General features: G+C 66.2%; 17 protein-coding genes and 1 riboswitch. Of the genes, 9 read left to right on the top strand and 8 right to left on the bottom strand.

Features of this window, described 5'->3' with window-relative positions:
- Positions 1-403: 403 nt before the first annotated feature.
- The 6 genes from ACXN5S_RS16245 to ACXN5S_RS16220 all read left to right on the top strand — a co-directional run bounded on the left by ACXN5S_RS16245 (position 404) and on the right by ACXN5S_RS16220 (position 8,665).
- Entirely contained in the window at positions 404-622 is a 219-nt protein-coding gene (locus ACXN5S_RS16245; RefSeq protein WP_458606511.1) for a hypothetical protein, read from the top strand.
- A complete protein-coding gene (locus ACXN5S_RS16240; RefSeq protein WP_458606510.1) occupies positions 619-2,064 on the top strand; it encodes a mannose-1-phosphate guanylyltransferase/mannose-6-phosphate isomerase in 1,446 nt (481 codons plus the stop codon). Before ACXN5S_RS16245 ends, ACXN5S_RS16240 begins: the two co-directional genes overlap by 4 nt.
- 457 nt (positions 2,065-2,521) lie before the next feature.
- Positions 2,522-4,495 carry a YjbH domain-containing protein gene (locus tag ACXN5S_RS16235; protein ID WP_458606509.1) on the top strand — a complete coding sequence of 658 codons (1,974 nt, stop codon included), beginning with the start codon at positions 2,522-2,524 and terminating at the stop codon, positions 4,493-4,495.
- Positions 4,492-5,088, top strand: a complete 597-nt coding sequence (locus tag ACXN5S_RS16230; RefSeq protein WP_458606508.1) for a YjbF family lipoprotein — start codon at positions 4,492-4,494, stop codon at positions 5,086-5,088. The genes ACXN5S_RS16235 and ACXN5S_RS16230 overlap by 4 nt, the downstream gene beginning before the upstream one ends.
- A gap of 158 nt (positions 5,089-5,246) precedes the next feature.
- Positions 5,247-6,965 (top strand): bifunctional sulfate adenylyltransferase/adenylylsulfate kinase, encoded by a 1,719-nt coding sequence (locus ACXN5S_RS16225; protein ID WP_458606507.1) that lies wholly within the window; start codon positions 5,247-5,249, stop codon positions 6,963-6,965.
- A gap of 281 nt (positions 6,966-7,246) precedes the next feature.
- A complete protein-coding gene (locus ACXN5S_RS16220) occupies positions 7,247-8,665 on the top strand; it encodes a TrkH family potassium uptake protein (protein ID WP_458606506.1) in 1,419 nt (472 codons plus the stop codon).
- A 17-nt stretch (positions 8,666-8,682) separates the two neighbouring features.
- Here ACXN5S_RS16220 and ACXN5S_RS16215 read toward each other — a convergent pair whose 3' ends face one another.
- Positions 8,683-9,912 (bottom strand): mandelate racemase/muconate lactonizing enzyme family protein, encoded by a 1,230-nt coding sequence (locus tag ACXN5S_RS16215; RefSeq protein ID WP_458606505.1) that lies wholly within the window; start codon positions 9,910-9,912, stop codon positions 8,683-8,685.
- On the opposite strand from ACXN5S_RS16215, the gene ACXN5S_RS16210 reads away from it, so the two are divergent.
- From ACXN5S_RS16210 to ACXN5S_RS16200, 3 genes are read left to right on the top strand one after another with little or no spacing between them, the layout of a single operon-like run.
- Complete coding sequence (locus tag ACXN5S_RS16210) at positions 9,911-10,378, top strand: GNAT family N-acetyltransferase (protein WP_458606504.1); 468 nt, start codon at positions 9,911-9,913, stop codon at positions 10,376-10,378. The genes ACXN5S_RS16215 and ACXN5S_RS16210 overlap by 2 nt on opposite strands.
- Entirely contained in the window at positions 10,375-10,770 is a 396-nt protein-coding gene (locus ACXN5S_RS16205) for a hypothetical protein (protein ID WP_458606503.1), read from the top strand. Before ACXN5S_RS16210 ends, ACXN5S_RS16205 begins: the two co-directional genes overlap by 4 nt.
- A complete protein-coding gene (locus ACXN5S_RS16200) occupies positions 10,767-11,372 on the top strand; it encodes a DedA family protein (protein WP_458606502.1) in 606 nt (201 codons plus the stop codon). Before ACXN5S_RS16205 ends, ACXN5S_RS16200 begins: the two co-directional genes overlap by 4 nt.
- Positions 11,373-11,438: 66 nt before the next feature.
- Here the strand turns inward: ACXN5S_RS16200 and metK are convergent, their stop codons facing one another.
- The 7 genes from metK to ACXN5S_RS16165 form a co-directional block, all read right to left on the bottom strand.
- A complete protein-coding gene (metK, locus tag ACXN5S_RS16195) occupies positions 11,439-12,620 on the bottom strand; it encodes a methionine adenosyltransferase (RefSeq protein ID WP_458606501.1) in 1,182 nt (393 codons plus the stop codon).
- 7 nt (positions 12,621-12,627) lie between these two features.
- Positions 12,628-12,676: riboswitch (SAM-SAH riboswitch) on the bottom strand.
- Positions 12,677-12,706: 30 nt separating this feature from the next.
- The gene (lnt, locus tag ACXN5S_RS16190; RefSeq protein ID WP_458606500.1) at positions 12,707-14,194 is read right to left on the bottom strand and encodes an apolipoprotein N-acyltransferase; all 1,488 of its coding nucleotides are present in this window, start codon (positions 14,192-14,194) and stop codon (positions 12,707-12,709) included.
- 97 nt (positions 14,195-14,291) lie between these two features.
- Positions 14,292-15,173, bottom strand: coding sequence for a hemolysin family protein (locus ACXN5S_RS16185; protein ID WP_458606499.1), 882 nt, complete (start codon positions 15,171-15,173; stop codon positions 14,292-14,294).
- 27 nt (positions 15,174-15,200) lie between these two features.
- Positions 15,201-15,734 (bottom strand): rRNA maturation RNase YbeY, encoded by a 534-nt coding sequence (gene ybeY, locus ACXN5S_RS16180; protein WP_458606498.1) that lies wholly within the window; start codon positions 15,732-15,734, stop codon positions 15,201-15,203.
- A 75-nt stretch (positions 15,735-15,809) separates the two neighbouring features.
- A complete protein-coding gene (locus ACXN5S_RS16175) occupies positions 15,810-16,826 on the bottom strand; it encodes a PhoH family protein (RefSeq protein WP_458606497.1) in 1,017 nt (338 codons plus the stop codon).
- A gap of 265 nt (positions 16,827-17,091) precedes the next feature.
- Entirely contained in the window at positions 17,092-17,388 is a 297-nt protein-coding gene (locus tag ACXN5S_RS16170) for a hypothetical protein (RefSeq protein WP_458606496.1), read from the bottom strand.
- Positions 17,389-17,410: 22 nt separating this feature from the next.
- Positions 17,411-17,965: an OmpA family protein gene (locus tag ACXN5S_RS16165; protein WP_458606495.1), complete on the bottom strand. Its 555-nt coding sequence runs from the start codon at positions 17,963-17,965 to the stop codon at positions 17,411-17,413.
- Positions 17,966-18,119: the final 154 nt, after the last annotated feature.

Raw genomic sequence — 18,119 nt, 5'->3', positions numbered from 1 at the left:
ACGATTGACTTTCTGCGCTGCAGCGCTCTACCAGATTCACACTGAATAGGAGGGGCCGGTATAACGGCGGCCGTCCTACCGCGGAGAGAATTCAATGAAGATCGCTGTAGCCGGCTTCGGCTACGTCGGGTCGTGAACGCTGTGCTGATCGCACAGGCCCACGATGTCGTGGCGACCGATATCTCGCAGGCGCGAGTGAACCTGGTGAACTCTTGGAGGGCGTAGATCGAAGATGCCGCCAACAAAGTGTTCACGCGGTATCTGTTCGGCTCTGACTGATCTCGAGAGGCGGTGCCGGCCGGTCTCAAGTTGGTTTACAGGCCATCGCTAACCCATTGATTTCTTACGCGGTCCCCTAGGACCTGCTTAAAATTTAGACACCTAAGATTATTGCTGGTTCACTGTGCTCGCCTACCTGTTGCGTGCGCCCAATCTGTTTATCGGCATGCGCAGTGTTCATCAATTAGCGGTTGCTTTGATCGACAAGCTTGGGCTGGCCCAAACTTTAGTCGACGAGAGCGAGAAACCCGCGCGCGCGGAACTTTTGTTTGGCAACACCTTGAGATTTTTCTTGTCAGCGGAAAGAAGGTCGGAAGAGAAATTTTTTCAGGTCTGGTCGTGACTGATATTACACCCGTACTTCTCGCCGGCGGCTCCGGCACACGCCTCTGGCCGCTCTCCCGCAAGTCATATCCCAAGCAATTCGCGAGCCTGCTCGGCGATCAGAGCCTCTTTCAGGCCTCCGCCGCCCGGCTCTCTGGCAGCGGCGACGGCCTGACCTTCGCCAAGCCGATGGTGCTCACGAACAGCGATTTTCGCTTCATCGTCACCGAGCAGCTCGCCGAGGCGGGGATCGACCCCGGCCCCGTGCTCATCGAGCCTGAAGGGCGCAATACAGCCCCCGCCGCGCTCGCTGCTGCCCTTCAGCTGGCAAGCGATGACCCCGACCGCATCATCCTGGTCGCACCGTCCGACCATCACATCCCTGATAGCGCCGCCTTCCGCGCCGCCGTCGCCAAAGGCCTCGCTGCCGTCGAGCAGGGCAAGCTCGTGACCTTCGGCATCACGCCCACCTGGGCCGAGACCGGATACGGTTACCTCGAACTTGCTGGCAAGCCGGGCACCGAGGCCGAGCCGCTTCAGCGCTTCGTCGAGAAGCCCGATGCCGCCCGCGCCGAAGAGATGCTCGCCGCCGGCAACTACCTGTGGAACGCCGGCATCTTCCTCTTCCGCGTCCGCGACATCGTTGCCGCCTTCGAGGCGCATGCCCCAGGCCTCATGGAGCCGGTGCGCGCCGCCGTGGCCGAGGCGCAGGCCGATCTGGGCTTCCTTCGGCTCGATCCGGCAGCCTGGGCGCGGGCCGAGGATATCTCCATCGACTATGCCGTCATGGAGAAGGCCGAGAACCTGGCCGTCGTCCCTTTCTCCGCCCATTGGTCGGATCTTGGCGGGTGGGATGCGGTCTGGCGAGAATCCGAGCCCGATACCCGCGGCGTTTCGCTCTCCGGCGATGCCACAGCCATCGACTGCGACGACACGCTGCTGCGGTCCGAATCCGAGCGGCTGGAGGTCGTCGGCATCGGGCTGAAGAACATCATGGCCGTCGCCATGAACGATGCCGTGCTGATCGCCGACATGTCTCGCGCGCAGGACGTCAAGAAAGCCGTCACCGCCCTGAAGGAAAAGGGCTCGGCCCAGGCCACGCATTTCCCCAAGGATCACCGCCCCTGGGGCTGGTTCGAGAGCCTCGTGGTGGGCGGGCGTTTCCAGGTGAAGCGCATCATGGTGCATCCCGGCGCCTCGCTCAGCCTTCAGAGCCACTTCCACCGCTCCGAGCACTGGATCGTCGTGGAGGGCACCGCCAAGGTCACCGTCGATAACGAGGTCACGCTGCTGACCGAGAACCAGTCAGTCTACATCCCGCTCGGGTCCGTACACCGGATGGAGAACCCCGGTAAGGTGCCGATGGTGCTCATCGAGGTGCAGACCGGCGCCTATGTCGGCGAGGACGACATCGTGCGCTACGAGGATGTCTACTCGCGCGGGCAGGGCGCCAAGGGCTGAACTGAACTCTAAGCTGCCATTGTCGACCCAAATGCCACGAAATTCGTTTACAGGCCCTTGGCTCACTCATTGATTTCTTACGGGGCACCCGAGGGTCTGTTTACAGGCTATGCCCTTAAAACTACTGCCGGGTCGCCGTCTCTCCGGATGAACTGGTGATAGAGCGCTGCCGCGATGGCCGCTCGTGTCCTCACTCCCTGCAGTATAAGCGCCGAATTCGCGACTCTTCTGCCACAACTCGAAGTTTTGACGGCCGATACTGGCTTGCTATCGCTGACTTCCGCTATCTCTTGGTCGACCTGTCGCGGAGGGTAAGGTGCCGGATCTCATGAAAATTGGCAAATCGCTGCAGCGCGCTAGTCGCGTCGCAGCCCGGCTGATACAGGGGAGCGCGCTTGTCCTGTTGGGTGCCTCAGGCACCCAGGCTGAGGATGGGCCGTTTCTCAGCACTTACGGCTTGCCTGGCCTGATCGACATGCCGAGCGGCGAGTCTCTTCCGCGCGACTCGCTCGCGCTGTCGCTGTCGCATTTCGAGGGCGAATACCGGGCCACCATGGCGTTTCAGGTGTTCCCCCGCGTTACGGGCGTGTTTCGGTACATCACGCTGCCAGACGGCGACTACTTCGACCGCAGTTTCGACGTTCACTTTTCTCTCCTTCAAGAGAGTACCTTCCTTCCCGCCTTGAGCGTTGGCCTCATCGATATCGGCGGTACTGGGCTCTACAGCTCAGAGTATGTCGCGGCGTCGAAAGAGGTCCTGCCCGGTCTCCAAGTGACCGGCGGAATCGGCTGGGGCCGGCTCGCCACACGTGATGGCTTTGAAAATCCGTTGGCGCAGATCGACGATTACTTCGCAGAACGGCCTGACGAGCCCCGGACAATCGAAGACACCGGCCGTTTCCGGCCAGACGTCTTCTTCCGTGGTGACGCTGCCTTTTTCGGCGGCATTCGCTACACACCGAACGACCGCCTGTCCTTTGCAGCTGAGTATTCCTCCGACACCTATAACTTTGAAGCAGACCGCATCGGCTTCACCCAGGACACGCCCGTCAACGTCTCCGCCACCTACCGTCTCTCGGGCGGCACCGAGCTGACCGGCTATTACCTCTACGGTAACACCATCGGCCTGACGGTCGCTCGCACCTTCTTGCCCGGCAACCTTACCTTCCCCGGTGGTCGAGCGGCCTCGCCGCCGATTCTGGCGCCGGCCCGCAGTGCCGAGCAGTTGGGGTGGGATCCGCAGTCCTACTCGCAGAGCGCCACCGTCCGGCTGGAGCGAGAGCTCGGCGCTTTCGGGCTCGGCTCGCAGGGGCTCACCATCTCCGGTGGCACCGCCACGCTGTGGCTCGATAACCCGACTTATACGCCTGCGTCCCAGGCCATCGGCCGGGCGGCCCGCGTGATGGCGAACGCTCTCCCTGCCGGTGTCGATACCTTTGTCATTGTCCCGGTCGCGCAAGGCATGCCCGTCTCCGAGGTGCGCCTGACACGCGCCGACCTGGAGGAGCTGGAGTTCGATCTAGACGGCACTTGGTCAAGCTTCGTGCGGGCCGATATCTCTGACGCCGCCGATGTGCCCGTGCCGCAGGGCACAGGTTTCCGCTGGTCGCTGCGCCCCTATACCCGGGCCTCGTATTTCGACCCCGACGCGCCGGTGCGCATCAATGCCGGCCTGGCCGCGACAGGCTCGTACGAGCCGGCGCCGGGCTTCGTGCTCTCCGGCCAGCTTCGCCTGCCGCTGTTCGGCAACCTCGATGAGGTGACGCGCCAGTCAAACTCGATCCTGCCGCGCGTGCGCTCTGACTCGGGTCTCTACGACGTGAACACAGATGTCGAGATATCCTACCTGACGGCAGAGAAGTTTTTCCGCCCCGCGCCGAACCTCTACGGCCGGCTGAGCTTCGGTATCCTTGAGCGGATGTATGGCGGCGCCTCCGGCGAGCTGCTCTGGGCGCCGACCGACTCGCGCCTCGCGCTTGGGGCGGAGGTGAACTACGCCGTTCAGCGCAGCTACGACGGGCTTGGTTTCCGCGACTATGACATCGTCACCGGCCACGCCTCGGCCTATTACGACTTCGAAAATGGCTTCCTCGCCCAGATCGATGCCGGCCGCTATCTCGCCGGCGACTGGGGCGCGACCTTCTCGCTCGACCGGGAGTTCGACAACGGCGTGAGCATCGGCGCCTTCTTCACGCTGACCGATGTCTCCTTCGACGATTTTGGCGAGGGCGCCTTCGACAAGGGCATCGTCATCTCACTGCCGATCACCGCCCTCACCGGCGAGCCGAACCGCGACACGTTCAGCGAAACGCTCCGCCCGGTGCTGCGCGACGGCGGCGCCCGGCTGAGCGTGCGCAACCGGCTTTACGATCTGACGCGGGAGTACCGCGAGCCACAACTGGGCGATAGCTGGGGGAGGTTCTGGCGATGAAATCTGCACTGTCCTGCATCGCGCTGCTGGCCGCGCTTGGCGCCTGCACCTTTCCCTCTGGCGGCACGCCCTCGATCGCGCCGCCCTACCGCGGCCTCGCCGCCGACCAGGCGGGCACGCCCAAGGTCTTCGTGACGGTCGAAGAGGCCGGCTATACCGGCGTTATGGCGCTGGTGCAAAGCCGCGATGGCTACCAGACCTTCATGAGCTCCGACGACATCTCGATCACGTTCAAGGACAACATGATCGTCGCCACACGTGGCTTCGGCGATGATCTCGCGTCGAGCGATGCGTCCGAAACCGCAAGGCTGGTTGCCTCGGGGCGGACGGGGCAGGTGGAGCGTTTCCACGGCTTCTACACCGGCAGCGAGGATGTCGAACTGCGGGCTTATGTCTGCGACATCGCCTCGGCCGGGGCGATCTCGCTGGAAGGCCCCGCGGGGCCAGTCGCGGTGCGGCATGTGACAGAGACCTGCCGCAACCCCGAGCAGGGCTTCGTGAACCACTACTATTATAGTCCCGCCGGCGCGCTGCTGGCCTCGACGCAATGGGCCGGAGATAGCATCGGGGCGCTGACCGTCGAGCTGGGTTAGGTGCAAAGTGGCTAGTATGGAGCGGTCCATAGCCCGCAAGATGGGCTTCGGACACAGTTCTTTAAAATGCGATGCTGCACGTGCAGCATTCGCCTTGATTGCCCGTTTGAAGAGAATTAGGCGTCAGCGGACTGACCGATATTTGGGGCTGCACGCAAATGACTACCATTTCGAATCTCGAACCAATTCCAGAACTCTATGTTTCCAACGATTCCGCTCAGAAGATGAAGGTCGCCGCTGCCGATCTGACCTCGTGGGATTTGACGCCCCGCCAGATCTGCGACCTGGAGCTGCTGATGAACGGCGGGTTTTATCCGCTGAAGGGCTTCCTCTCCGAAGGCGATTACGACAGCGTCGTCGAGACGATGCGCCTGAAGGACGGCTCGCTCTGGCCGATGCCGATCACGCTCGACGTCTCCGAGAAATTCGCCGACAGCCTCGAGGCCGGGCAGGACATTGCGCTGCGCGACCAGGAGGGCGTCATCCTCGCGACGATGACCGTCACCGACAAATGGGTGCCGAACAAGGCGCGCGAGGCCGAGAAGGTCTTCGGCGCCGATGACAGCGCCCATCCGGCGGTGAACTACCTGCACAACCAGGCCGGCAAGATCTATCTGGGCGGCCCCGTCACCGGCATCCAGCCGCCGGTGCATTATGATTTCCGCGGTCGCCGCGACACGCCCAACGAGCTGCGCGCCTATTTCCGCAAGCTCGGCTGGCGCAAGGTCGTGGCCTTCCAGACGCGCAACCCGCTGCACCGCGCCCATCAGGAGCTGACGTTCCGCGCCGCGCGCGAGAGCCAGGCCAACCTGCTCATCCACCCCGTCGTCGGCCTCACCAAGCCGGGCGACGTGGATCACTTCACCCGCGTGCGCTGCTACGAAGCGGTGCTCGACAAATACCCGCAGTCGACGACCACGATGTCGCTGCTGAACCTCGCCATGCGCATGGCCGGCCCGCGAGAGGCCGTCTGGCACGGGCTGATCCGCGCCAACCACGGTTGCACGCATTTCATCGTCGGCCGCGACCATGCCGGCCCCGGCAAGAACAGCCAGGGTGAGGATTTCTACGGCCCCTATGATGCGCAGGATCTGTTCAAAGAATATGAATCCGAGATCGGTCTCGAAATGGTCCCCTTCAAGCACATGGTCTATGTGCAGGAGCGCGCCCAATACGAGCCGAACGACGAGATCGCCGACAAGGATGACGTCACCATCCTGAATATCTCGGGCACCGAGCTGCGCCGCCGTCTGGCCGAGGGGCTGGAGATCCCCGAGTGGTTCTCCTTCCCCGAGGTGGTGGCCGAGCTGCGCCGCACCAGGCCGCCGCGGTCGAACCAGGGCTTCACGGTGTTCTTCACCGGCTTCTCCGGCTCGGGCAAATCCACCATCGCCAACGCGCTGATGGTCAAGCTGATGGAGATGGGCGGCCGTCCGGTGACACTGCTCGACGGCGACATCGTCCGCAAGAACCTCTCCTCCGAGCTCGGCTTCTCCAAAGAGCACCGCGACCTCAACATCCGCCGCATCGGCTACGTGGCGAGCGAGATCACCAAGAACGGCGGCATCGCCATCTGCGCCCCGATCGCGCCCTATGCCACGACGCGCCGCGCCGTGCGCGAGGACATCGAGGCCTTCGGCGCCTTCATCGAGGTCCATGTCGCCACCCCGATCGAGGAATGCGAGCGCCGGGATCGCAAGGGCCTCTACAAGCTGGCGCGCGAAGGCAAGATCAAGGAGTTCACCGGCATCTCCGACCCCTACGACGTGCCGGAGAACCCCGAGCTGCGCATCGAGACCGAGGGCACAGACGTGGACAATTGCGCCCACCAGGTGGTGCTGAAGCTGGAGAGCATGGGGCTGATCTCCGGCTCCTGAGCCGGAAGACATCGCTGAATAAAGAAAGGGCGGCCCGCGGGGGCCGCCCTTTTCTGTTAGAGCGCGGTGAAATCGGTTTACACTGGCAATTCTAAGCCATTGTTTTCCTTGGGGGAAGCGAAGGGGCGGTTTACTAGTTAGACCCGTTGTTACCATTTGGTATTCGGTGTCCTTCCGGAACCGCAAGCCCCGATAACCCCACCCCCACTCGACACCACCACCCCATCAAGTAAACCACCCCATGCGGCCCACACAGGGCCGTTTCGCTCCGGCATCCGATCATGCGGTTCGTCTTCTTCGTCAACGGCCTGATCCTCCTCGCCCTCGGCGTGCTGATGACGGGGGACGCGCTGGTCTTTCCTGCAACCCGGCAAGTCTTCCTCTCTTCCGCCCTCTTCGTCACGCTGATCGGCGCCGGGGTGGCGGCGAGCTCGCGGCAGAGCCGCTTCGATTTCAACTTCCGCCATGCCTTCCTGCTCACCTCCACCGTCTGGCTTTCCGCCGCAGCGGCGGGGGCGGTGCCGCTCGTGTTCTGGGGCTTGCGGCCGGTCGATGGGTTCTTCGAGGCGCTGTCGGGCATCACCACCACCGGCGCCACCGTCATGACCGGGCTCGACGAGACGCCCGATGGCATTCTCCTCTGGCGTTCGATCCTGCAGTGGCTGGGCGGGGTCGGGTTCATCGTGACCGCCATCGCGCTGCTGCCGGCGATGCGCGTGGGGGGGATGCAGCTCTTTCGCACCGAGAGCTCCGAGCGCGGGCAGAAGGAGTTCGTCAGCGCTGCGACCTTCGCCGTGACCACGCTCTGGATCTATGCGGCGCTGACGACGCTGTGCATCTTCGTTTACCGGGCCGGCGGCATGAGCTTCTTCGACGCCGTCAACCATGGGCTGACGACGCTGTCGACCGGGGGCTATTCGACCTCTGATTCGTCGTTCGGCCAGTTCGACAGCGCCTTCCTGCAATGGGCCGGTACGCTCTTCATGCTCTGCGGCAGCCTGCCGTTTGCCTGGTACATCCGGCTGCTCTACCGGCGCGCCGGTCGGAGCGAGCAGGTCTCGACGCTGCTCGTCGTCCTGTCGGCGGCAATTCTCTTCCTCGCGGGCTGGCGCATCCTGACAGCGGGGGTGCCGGCGGAGCAGGCCTTTCGCGAGGTGGCGTTCAACGTCGTCTCTGTCGTCTCCACCACGGGCTATGCGACGGCGGATTACACGCTCTGGGGGCCGGTCGCGTGGACGGCCTTTTTCATGCTGACAGCGCTCGGTGGTTGCACCGGCTCAACGGCGGGCGGGGGCAAGATGATGCGCTGGATCATCCTGTGGCGGGCGCTCGTCGCCCAGGGCCGCCAGATCAGCGCGCCGCACAGGGTTTCGGTGATCCACTACGAGAGAAAGCCCCTCGAGGCCGACCAGCTCAGCGGCGTCATCGCCTTTTTCACCTTCTTCGCGCTGACGGCGCTGCTTCTGGCCCTGGGGTTGCTCTTCGTCGGGCTCGACTTCGTGAGCGCGGTTACCGGCGCGCTGACGGCGGTGACGAATGTCGGCCCCGGCCTCGGTTCGCTGATCGGGCCGGCGGGCAATTTCGCAACGCTGCCCGATTCGGCGAAATGGCTCATCGACATCGGCATGTATGTCGGTCGGCTGGAGATGCTGACCGTCTACGTGCTGTTCCTGCCGGAGTTCTGGCGCGCCGTCGCCTGACGGGCGGGGCGCCAGCGCTACTCGCGAGGGGCGCCGCCGGCGAAGATATTCTCCTCTCCGTAGCTCACCGGTGCTTCCGTCATCTCCAGATGCAGGCCGGTGCCGGTATAGGGATGCGCCCGGGCCAGCGCCTCGTCGACCTCGATGCCAAGGCCCGGGGCGGTAGGGACGGAGATGTAGCCGTCCTGAACCTCGATCGCCCCCTTGATGAGAGCGCTGTGAAACTCCGTCTCGATCGTCTCGGCCATGAGCAGGTTGGGGATGGCGGCGCAGAGCTGCAGGCTCGCGGCCCATTCCACCGGGCCGCAATAGAGATGCGGCGCGACCTCCGCCCCGTAGGCCTCGGCCAGAACGGCGATCTTGCGCGCCTCCCAGATCCCTCCGCATCGCCCGAGCGCCGGCTGCACGATGGCGACGCCGCCGTCGCGCAGTACCGGGGCGAACTCGGAGCGGGTCGTCAGTCGCTCGCCCACGGCAACGGGCACCGATGAGCGGGCGGTGACGCGGGCGAGGGAGGTCAGGGCGTCGGGCGGTACCGGTTCTTCGAACCAGAGCGGGTCGTAGGGGGCGATGGCGGCGGCCATGCGGATGGCGCCGGCGGTGGAGAATTGCCCATGCGTGCCGAAGAGCAGATCGGCCCGCTCGCCGACAGCCGCGCGAATCTCTCGGCAGAAGGCGACGGAGCGCGAGATGTCCGACAGGGCAGGGGTGTGCCCGCCCCGGATCGTGTAGGGGCCCGCCGGGTCGAACTTCACCGCCGTGTAGCCGCGTTCGACCAATGCCAGAGCGCTCTCGGCTGCCTGCTCGGGGCTGACCCAGAACTCGGGCAGCGTGTGATGCGGGGCCGAGGGGTAGAGATAGGAATAGGCGCGGATGCGCTCGTGCACCCGGCCGCCGAGCAGCGCATGCACAGGCCTGCCGTGCGCCTTGCCGAGGATGTCCCAGCAGGCGATCTCCAGCCCCGAGAAGGCGCCGATCACCGTGGGATCGGGCCGCTGCGTGAAGCCGGCGGAATAGGCGCGGCGGAACATCAGCTCGATATTCTCCGGGTTCTCCCCCGCCATATGCCGCGCAAACACGTCGCGGATCACCGCCGTCATCGCGTCTGGCCCGATGGCGGCGGCATAGACCTCGCCCCATCCTGTGATGCCGTCTTCTGTGGTGACCTTCACCAGGATCCAGTAGCGTCCTCCCCAGCCCGGTGCGGGTGGGGCCGTGACTATCACGTCGAGATCGGAGAGCTTCATGGGGAACATCCTTCGCAAGGCGGGGCGGCAGGGCGAGCCTATCGAAGTGGTCGTTCTCGGAAAGGGCGATCTGCGCCTGCTGATGTCGGCGCCCGAGGATCTGTTCGATGAGGAGGTGCGCCCCGACGAGGCGAAGGCCTTCCTCAAAGACCCCGCCAACCTCATGGTCATGGCGCTGGAGCGCGGCGTGCCGGTGGGCTTCGCCTCCGGCACCATGCTGCGCCACCCCGACAAGGCGCCGTCTTTCTTCGTCAACGAGGTGGGGGTGATGGAGAGCCATCAGCGCCGCGGCATCGGACGGACGCTGATGGAGCGCGTGAAAGAAGTGGCGCGCGAGCGTGGCGCCGAGGGCATCTGGGTTGGCACCGAGATGGACAATGACCCGGCCCGCGGCCTCTATCGCGCGCTCGGTGGCGACGAGATGATCGCCGCGCTCTACGGCTGGGACGGGGCGCTCGATTCGTGAGCACCCCGGGCGGAGAGCCTCCGCCAGGCTGGCGTGGCCGGCTGCGGGCGGCCTGGGTGGAAAGCCCGGGCGCCGCGCTGGCCTTCGGGCTGGCGGTACTAGTGGCGCTGATCTTCGCGGTTCGAATGGTGGTGCAGACGGCACATCCGCCGGAGCCGCACGATCCACAACCCTGGATGACTGTCCGCATGGTGGCCCGCCTTCACGGCGCCGACCCGGAGGCCCTTCGCGCCGAGGCCGGCCTTCCCCCGCCCGCGCCGCGCCGCCGGGCCACACTGACCGAGATCGCCCGCGAGCTCGACATGCCGGTCGACGCGCTCATCGCCGAGATCGAGGCCGCCGCCGCCCGCCTTGCGCCGCCTGAAGAGCCGGCCGGAGGCGCGGACAAGTGACAGACTGGCTCCTCGCCCTCGTGCCGAGCTACGGCCCGCCGTTGGTGGGGCTGGCGATCTTCGTCTCCTGCTTCGCGGTGCCGGTGCCGGCCTCGCTCCTCCTCCTCGCGGGCGGCGGCTTCGTCGCCGTCGGCGATATCGGGCTGTTGCCACTGGTGCTTTGGGCCTGGCTCGGCCTCGCCCTCGGCGACCACGGCGTCTACTGGCTGGGCCGGCGGGGCGGCGCGCCCCTGGCCGAGCGCCTCGGCCGCCGGGCCGCCAGCGTGCGCAAGGCCCGTGCGCTGCTCGCCGCACGGGGAGGGCCCTTCCTCTTTCTGTCGCGCTGGCTGTTTTCTCCGCTCGGGCCTTATGTGAATTTCGCGGCCGGCGCCTCGCGGATGCGGTGGTGGAGCTTCCTGATCTGGGGCACGGCGGGCGAGGCCGTGTGGCTGGCGATCTACACCAGCCTCGGCCATGCCTTTGCGGGCGAACTCGAGGAAGCCTCGGATGTCGTGGTGAACGCCCTGGTGATGATCGGCGCCGCCGTCATCGCCATCTGCCTCGGCATATGGCTCTTCGGTGCGCGGCGCCGCAGGGATATAAGAAAGGGCGGCCAGACCTAAGCCTGCCGCCCTATTTTATCAGGCCAGAAATACCCCGGTATGGGGGCAGAGCCCCCCGCAAGGCCCTCAGAGCGCCGCCTTCAGCGCCTCACCAAGGTCCGTCTTCTCCCAGGAGAAGCCGCCATCCTCATCCGGCGCCCGGCCGAAATGGCCATAGGCGGCGGTGCGCTGGTAGATCGGCTTGTTGAGCTGCAGATGCGTGCGAATGCCCTGCGGCGTGAGGTCCATCGCCTTGGCGATGGCCTTCTCGATCTGCTCCGGCGGCACCTCGGCAGTGCCCGAAGTATCGACATAGATCGACAGCGGCTTGGCGATGCCGATCGCGTAAGACAGTTGGATCAGGCACTTCTCGGCCAGCCCCGCCGCCACGACGTTCTTCGCCAGGTAGCGCGCCGCATAGGCGGCCGAGCGGTCGACTTTCGTCGGGTCCTTGCCCGAGAACGCGCCGCCGCCGTGGGGCGCCGCGCCGCCATAGGTGTCCACAATGATCTTGCGACCGGTCAGGCCCGCGTCGCCATCCGGCCCGCCGATCACGAAGGTGCCCGTCGGGTTCACCCACCATTCCGTCTTGTCGGTCAGCCAGCCGTCGGGCAGCACCTCGCGGATATAGGGCTCGACGATCTCACGGATGTCGGCGCTGGTCTGGCCTTCATCGGCATGCTGGGTCGAGAGCACGATCGAGGTCACTTCCACCGGCTTGCCATTCACATAGCGCAGCGACAGCTGGCTCTTGGCGTCGGGCCGCAGCGTCGGCTCTTCGCCGCTCTTCCGCGCCTCGGCGAGGCGGCGAAGGATGGCGTGCGAATAGAGAATCGGCGCCGGCATCAGGGCGTCGGTCTCGTTGGTGGCGAAGCCGAACATGATGCCCTGATCGCCCGCGCCCTCGTCGCGGTCGTTCGAGGCGTTGACGCCCTGCGCGATATGGGCCGATTGCTCGTGCAGCAGGTTCGTCACCTCGCAGGTGTTCCAGTGGAATTTGTCCTGCTCGTATCCGATGTCGCGGATGCACTCCCGGGCGATGTCGGGGATCGCTTCCATGTAGCGATGCAGCTTGGCCTGGTCGCGCAGGCCCACTTCCCCGCCGATGACCACGCGGTTGGTGGTGGCGAAGGTCTCACAGGCGACGCGCGCCTCGGGCTCTTCGGCGATCAGCGCGTCGAGCACCGCATCGGAAATGCGGTCGCAGACCTTGTCAGGATGCCCCTCGGAGACGGATTCCGAGGTGAAAATATAATCATTGCGGGCCATTGGGGAGCGCTCCATTGTTTTCGTCCCGTCACGCCAGGAAGCCGTTGTGCGGGGATGAGATTGGCTAGCGGGGCCTCACGATGCCGTCAACCGCGAAAGCGACGCCCTGCGAGAGCCGCGCCCGCCAGCAGGAGCAGGGTGAGCGCCAGCGCCGGGGCATCTCCGATGCGCGCGTAGAGCGTCGGAGGCAGGGCCGCGGGCAGTTCGGCGTCGAAGGCGCCGGTCTCGTTTAGGCCCAGGCTGTCGGTCACGCGGCCCTTGGCATCGATCATCGCCGAGATGCCGGTATTGGCGGCGCGGATCATCGGCAGCCCCTGCTCGATGGCGCGGAGGCGCGCCTGCGCCAGATGCTGCTTCGGGCCTGCGCCCGGGCCAAACCAGGCGTCGTTTGTGACGAGCAGCAGAGCGCGGGGGCGGCTTTCGGCGGTGCCGGAGAGGACACCATGCCGCACCTCCTCGGCGAAGATCCCCTCGTAGCAGATCAGCGGCAGCAGCGGCCCGATGCCCGGTACCGAGATCAGCCTCGGCCCCGGCCCGGGCGAGAACCCGTTGCCCTCACCCGCCGCCAGCCCGTGCAGGCCGTAGCGGCCGAGGATGTCGCCGAAGGGAATATACTCGCCGAAGGGCACCAGATGAGCCTTGTCGTAAAGGCTCTGCACCTCGCCGGCCGGCCCCAGGGTGATGAGCGAATTGTAGAGCAGCGGCCCGTCGCTGCGCAGGATACCGGTGATGAGCGGCGCGCCCCGTGCCGCCTCGGCCATCTCTGGCAGCAGCGGCACCGCGCTTCCCAGCCACCAGGGCACCGCCGTCTCGGGCCAGACGACGAGGTCGGGCCGGGGCGCCTGGCCCGTGCCAGCCGTCAGGCTGAGCAGCCGGTCATAGAAGAGCTCGGGGTTCCGCCACTTCTCGGCTTGCGGCGCATTCGGCTGCACGATGCGCACAAGCGGGCCCTCCGCAAGCTCCGCCGGCCCCGGCGCCAGCAGCGGCCACGCCGCCCCAACCGCCAGCAAAGGCAGTGCCGCCGTCCAGCGGCGCCGCGTCAGCGCCAGCCCGGCGATAAGCGCGCAGAGCAGCACCGTCAGCAGCGTCAGCCCCTGCGGCCCGATCCAGGCGGCGAGCTGGGCCAGCGGCGTGCCGATCCAGATGTGCCCGAGAAGCGCCCACGGAAAGCCCGTGAAGATCAGCGAGCGCAGCGCCTCGGCCCCCGCCAGCCCCGCCGCCAGCGCGATCAACCTCGGCCAGCGCCCGGCGCCCCGCACCAGTCGCTCGGCGGCCCAGAGTGGCAGCGCCCAGAACAGTGCCCCGCCGAGCGCCATGAAGAACAGCCCGAACGGGGCCATCCAGCCGTAGACATCCGGCTCGACGAGGAAGGGATGCACGATCCAGTGCAACGCCACGGCGAAATAGCCAAAGCCCGCCAGCAGCCAGAAGCCAAACCCCCGCCTCTCCAGCCCAAACGCCAGCAATCCCGCCAGCGCTGCAAGCGTGACCGGCCAAAGCCCCCAGGGCGCCTGCCCCAGCGCTGCCAGCGCAGCAAGGGCCAGCGGCAGGGCAATCGCGCCCGCCCGCCTCACGCCTCTATCTCGCTTTTCTCTAAATATCCCGGGGGGGCCGTCAGGCGGGGGGCAGGGCCCCCCTCCACATCCGCCACCCCCGCGGCCCGGCTCAGGCTCATTCCGCCGGCACAGGCCGCAGCCGCACGCGCAGGCGCTTGATCCGCCGCGGGTCGGCATCGATCACCTCGAATTCCGGCCCGTCCGGGTGGCGCACCACCTCGCCGCGCGCCGGCACATGACCCGCGAGCATGAAGACGAGGCCGCCCAGCGTGTCGACCTCTTCCTCATCGACCTCTTCGTGTTCGGTGAGGTTGATACCGGTCGCCTCTTCGAAATCGCTCAGCTCGGTCTTCGCCTGAGCCAGCCAGACACCCGGCCGCTCCTGCACGAAGCTGTCGGCCTCGTCGACGTCGTGTTCGTCCTCGATCTCGCCGACGACCTGTTCGATCAGGTCCTCGATGGTCACCAGCCCGTCGGTGCCACCATATTCGTCGATCACCAGCGCCATGTGGATGCGCTCGGCCTGCATCTTGGTCAGCAGAACGCCCAGCGGCATCGAGGGCGGCACGAACAGCAGCGGGCGGATCAGCGGGCGGATGTCGAACTCCGCCGCGCCATTGCCGCCAAAGCCGTGCTTCAGCGCGAAATCCTTGAGGTTCACCAGCCCGATCGGCGTATCGAGCGTGCCGTCGAATACCGGCAGGCGCGTCAGCCCGCTTTCGCGGAAAACGGCAACAAGCTCGTCCTGCCCGATGGTGGCGGGCACTGCGGTGATATCGGCCTTGGGGAGTGAGACATCGTTGACGCGCAGCCGACGTAGGTTCCCGAGGCCGGGCACAGTCTGGGCGGGCGCCGGGTTCGGCGCCTCCCCATCGTCATTGGCATCCGGCGGGCCGAACGCCTCGATAATGCGAAAGAGAAAACCGGGTCTCCCCTGGGGAGAGTCGCCTTCGTCGCCCTGGTCCCCGGGCTCGGGGTTGTCCATCGTCACAGTCATCTCGCAGGTCGGGCGGCAGGCCGCCGGTCAATTCTCCATATCATATGGGTTCGGGAGCCCCATCTTGGCAAGTATCGCCGCCTCAAGGCCTTCCATGAGGGCGGCATCCTCGTCACGTTCATGATCGAAACCGAGCAGATGTAACATACCGTGTACGATCAGATGCGTCACATGGGCGGCAAGCGGCCGGCCGGCCTCTTCTGCCTCGGCGGCGCAGGTCTCATAGGCGATGGCGATATCGCCCAGCTCCTCGCCCGGTCCGGCGGCGGCCGGGTCGGGCAGCTCGGGCATGGCGCCCGGCTTGGCGGCACCGCGTTCGACCGAAGGCCAGGAGAGCACGTTGGTCGGCCGGGGCTTGCCGCGGAAATCGGCGTTGAGCGCGGCGATGCGGGCGTCCGAGCAGGCGAGAAGCGCCACCTCGAAGCCGCCACTCTTGCCGCCGGTGAGGCCGAGATGGCCGAGCGCCTCGGCGGCGGCGCGCTGCGCGAGCGGCTCCAGCCCCAGCGGCGTCCAGCGCTCGTCCTCGATCAGCACATCGACATGCGGCGGCTGCGGCTTCATCGGCCTGGGCCCGAGGGGCAGGGGGCCAGCGCGCGACCGCGCTGGCCCGAGAGTGACGTCTGCATGCCCGCTGCCTCAGCCCGCCGCCGTATCGGCATCGTAGGCCTCGATGATCGCCGCTACGAGCGGGTGGCGCACCACATCTTTCGACGTGAAATAGTTGAACGAGATCTGCGGGATGCTCTTCAGCAGTCGCTCGGCATCCGCCAGCCCCGAGAAGGTGCCGCGCGGCAGGTCGACCTGCGTGCGGTCGCCGGTGATGACCATTCGGCTGCCCTCGCCGAGGCGGGTGAGGAACATCTTCATCTGCATCGTCGTGGCGTTCTGCGCCTCGTCGAGCACCACGAAGGAGCGGCTGAGCGTGCGTCCGCGCATGAAGGCGAGGGGGGCGATCTCGATCACCTTCTCTTCCATCATCTTCTGCACCTGCTTGCCCGGCAGGAAGTCGTTCAGCGCGTCGTAGAGCGGCTGCATGTAGGGGTCGACCTTCTCCTTCATGTCGCCGGGCAGGTAGCCCAGCTTCTCGCCTGCCTCGACGGCGGGGCGGGAGAGGAGGATCTTGTCGACATGCCCGGTAAGGAACATCGACACGCCCACCGCGACGGCCAGATAGGTCTTGCCCGTGCCGGCGGGGCCGATGCCGAAAGCCAGCTCGTTCTCGAACAGGGCGCGCACATAGGCCTTCTGCGCCTCGGTGCGGGGCTCGACGAGCTTCTTGCGGGTCTTGATCTCGATGCGCTGGCCATCGGCGCCAAAAAGCTCGGCCTGCCCAGGCACGGCGGCGGGGCGGCTGCGCGGGGCGGGCGCGGCACTCTCGCTGCCGTTCATCCGCAGCTCGCGGTCGAGATCGCCGGGCGCGATGCCGCGGCCCTGCTCCAGCCGGTGGTAGAGGGCAGAGAGGACGCGCCCCGCCTCTTTTTGCAGGTCGGCCTCGCCATGTATCTCAAGCCGGTTGCCTCGCCGCAGGATCTGCACCTCCAGCCGCTCTTCGAGTTCGGCAAGGTTGCGGTCGTGCTCGCCGCACAGATCGATCAGTAGAAAATTGTCCGGAAACTCGAGAATGGCGGGCGGGGGGAGGGTCGACACCGGCAACGCTGACTCCTGGCTGGGCCTATGGTCCACCGTCGCAAGAACGACGGGGCGGCGCAAGAACGATTGCGCCTGCGTGCCGGCGCGTCGGCGAGGGCTCGCGCGCGGCTGGTGGCAAGGGCGCACCCGACCTCACCGGCGCCGATTTCCGCGCGGAAATCGCAACGGAAATCGCGCGATTTCCGGGCGCGGGGCGGTGAGAGCGGCACAAAGCAAAGGCGCCGGCGGGTCTCCCCACCGGCGCCTGCACTGTCGTTCAAGCCTGCGATCAGAGCAGGTCGGGGATCGGCGAGCCGTCCTTGAAGGGGCCGGTGGCCGTGCTGGGCGCGGCGACGCCGGAGCAGACCGGGCGGCCATCGGGCGTCAGGCGCTCGGACATGTAGCCCTCGAAGCCGTCGTCGATGATCCAGTGGTCGCAGCCGTTCGGGTCAACCCAGATGCCGGCGACGAGGTCGGTCAGCGAGTGGGCGTCGATGTTGCGGTCGATGCTCTTGTCGGGGCCGTATTCGCAGGCCGACAGGCCCATCAGGCCAACGAGCAGAACGGCGGGTTTCAGATAGGTCATGGTCTTCATCCTCACCGGTAAATTAGCGCAGGCAGTAGATTTCGACGCGGCGGTTGAGGCGCATGCCCCCTTCCGGCGTGTCGTTAACGGCGCGGGGGCGGCGTTCGCCGAAGCCCTTCACATCCACCACACGCGCGCCGATCGATTGCGCGACAGCGGCGACGGCAGCAGCCCGGCGCTCGGACAGCGCGATATTGTATTCGTCAGAGGCGCGGCTGTCGGTGTGGCCGTAGATCAGGAAACCGAAGGCATTGGCCGACTGGAAGAACTGGGCCAGACGCTGGCGGTTCTCAGCGTTGATCTCGGAGCGGTCGGTCGCGAAGAGCTGGTCGGTCGGCATCACGCCGCAGACTTCGGCGCGGTGGCAGACCGGGTCGCCGTTGCGGTCGAGATGGGGTGACATGAAGCCTTCGGCCCCGTCGTCCATCGCCCAGTGCTCGCAGCCATCGGGATCAATCCAGATGCCGGGCAGGTATTGCTCGTCGGCGAAGGCGGGCTGGAGCATCCCGGCAGAGACGAAGGCCCCGGCGACAAGTGCGGACAGCGCGGCCCTCAGATGGCGAATAACAGTTCTCATGCAGCTATCCTCTTCGGAACGGTCGCGCCAAGCGGTCGGCAGAGAACCTTGGGCGCGGAAATTTAGATTGTTAAGGCTGAGTTTACGTGGCCCGGTCAAGTTGGAAAGAAATTTTAACTAATTCTGCCCACCCGCCGGCAACAATCCCCCGCAT

Source organism: Pseudoroseicyclus sp. H15 (assembly GCF_054353345.1).
The sequence above is the reverse complement of the archived record's forward strand: the minus strand, read 5'-3'. Positions and strand labels throughout refer to the sequence as shown.

Coding starts and splice junctions, on each gene's coding strand:
- ACXN5S_RS16230 (WP_458606508.1), top strand. CDS start 4,492: ATGAAATCTGCACTGTCCTGCATCGCGCTGCTGGCCGCGCTTGGCGCC.
- ACXN5S_RS16225 (WP_458606507.1), top strand. CDS start 5,247: ATGACTACCATTTCGAATCTCGAACCAATTCCAGAACTCTATGTTTCC.
- ACXN5S_RS16220 (WP_458606506.1), top strand. CDS start 7,247: ATGCGGTTCGTCTTCTTCGTCAACGGCCTGATCCTCCTCGCCCTCGGC.
- ACXN5S_RS16210 (WP_458606504.1), top strand. CDS start 9,911: ATGGGGAACATCCTTCGCAAGGCGGGGCGGCAGGGCGAGCCTATCGAA.
- ACXN5S_RS16215 (WP_458606505.1), bottom strand. CDS start 9,912: ATGAAGCTCTCCGATCTCGACGTGATAGTCACGGCCCCACCCGCACCG.
- metK (WP_458606501.1), bottom strand. CDS start 12,620: ATGGCCCGCAATGATTATATTTTCACCTCGGAATCCGTCTCCGAGGGG.
- ACXN5S_RS16185 (WP_458606499.1), bottom strand. CDS start 15,173: ATGACTGTGACGATGGACAACCCCGAGCCCGGGGACCAGGGCGACGAA.
- ybeY (WP_458606498.1), bottom strand. CDS start 15,734: ATGAAGCCGCAGCCGCCGCATGTCGATGTGCTGATCGAGGACGAGCGC.
- ACXN5S_RS16170 (WP_458606496.1), bottom strand. CDS start 17,388: ATGACCTATCTGAAACCCGCCGTTCTGCTCGTTGGCCTGATGGGCCTG.
- ACXN5S_RS16165 (WP_458606495.1), bottom strand. CDS start 17,965: ATGAGAACTGTTATTCGCCATCTGAGGGCCGCGCTGTCCGCACTTGTC.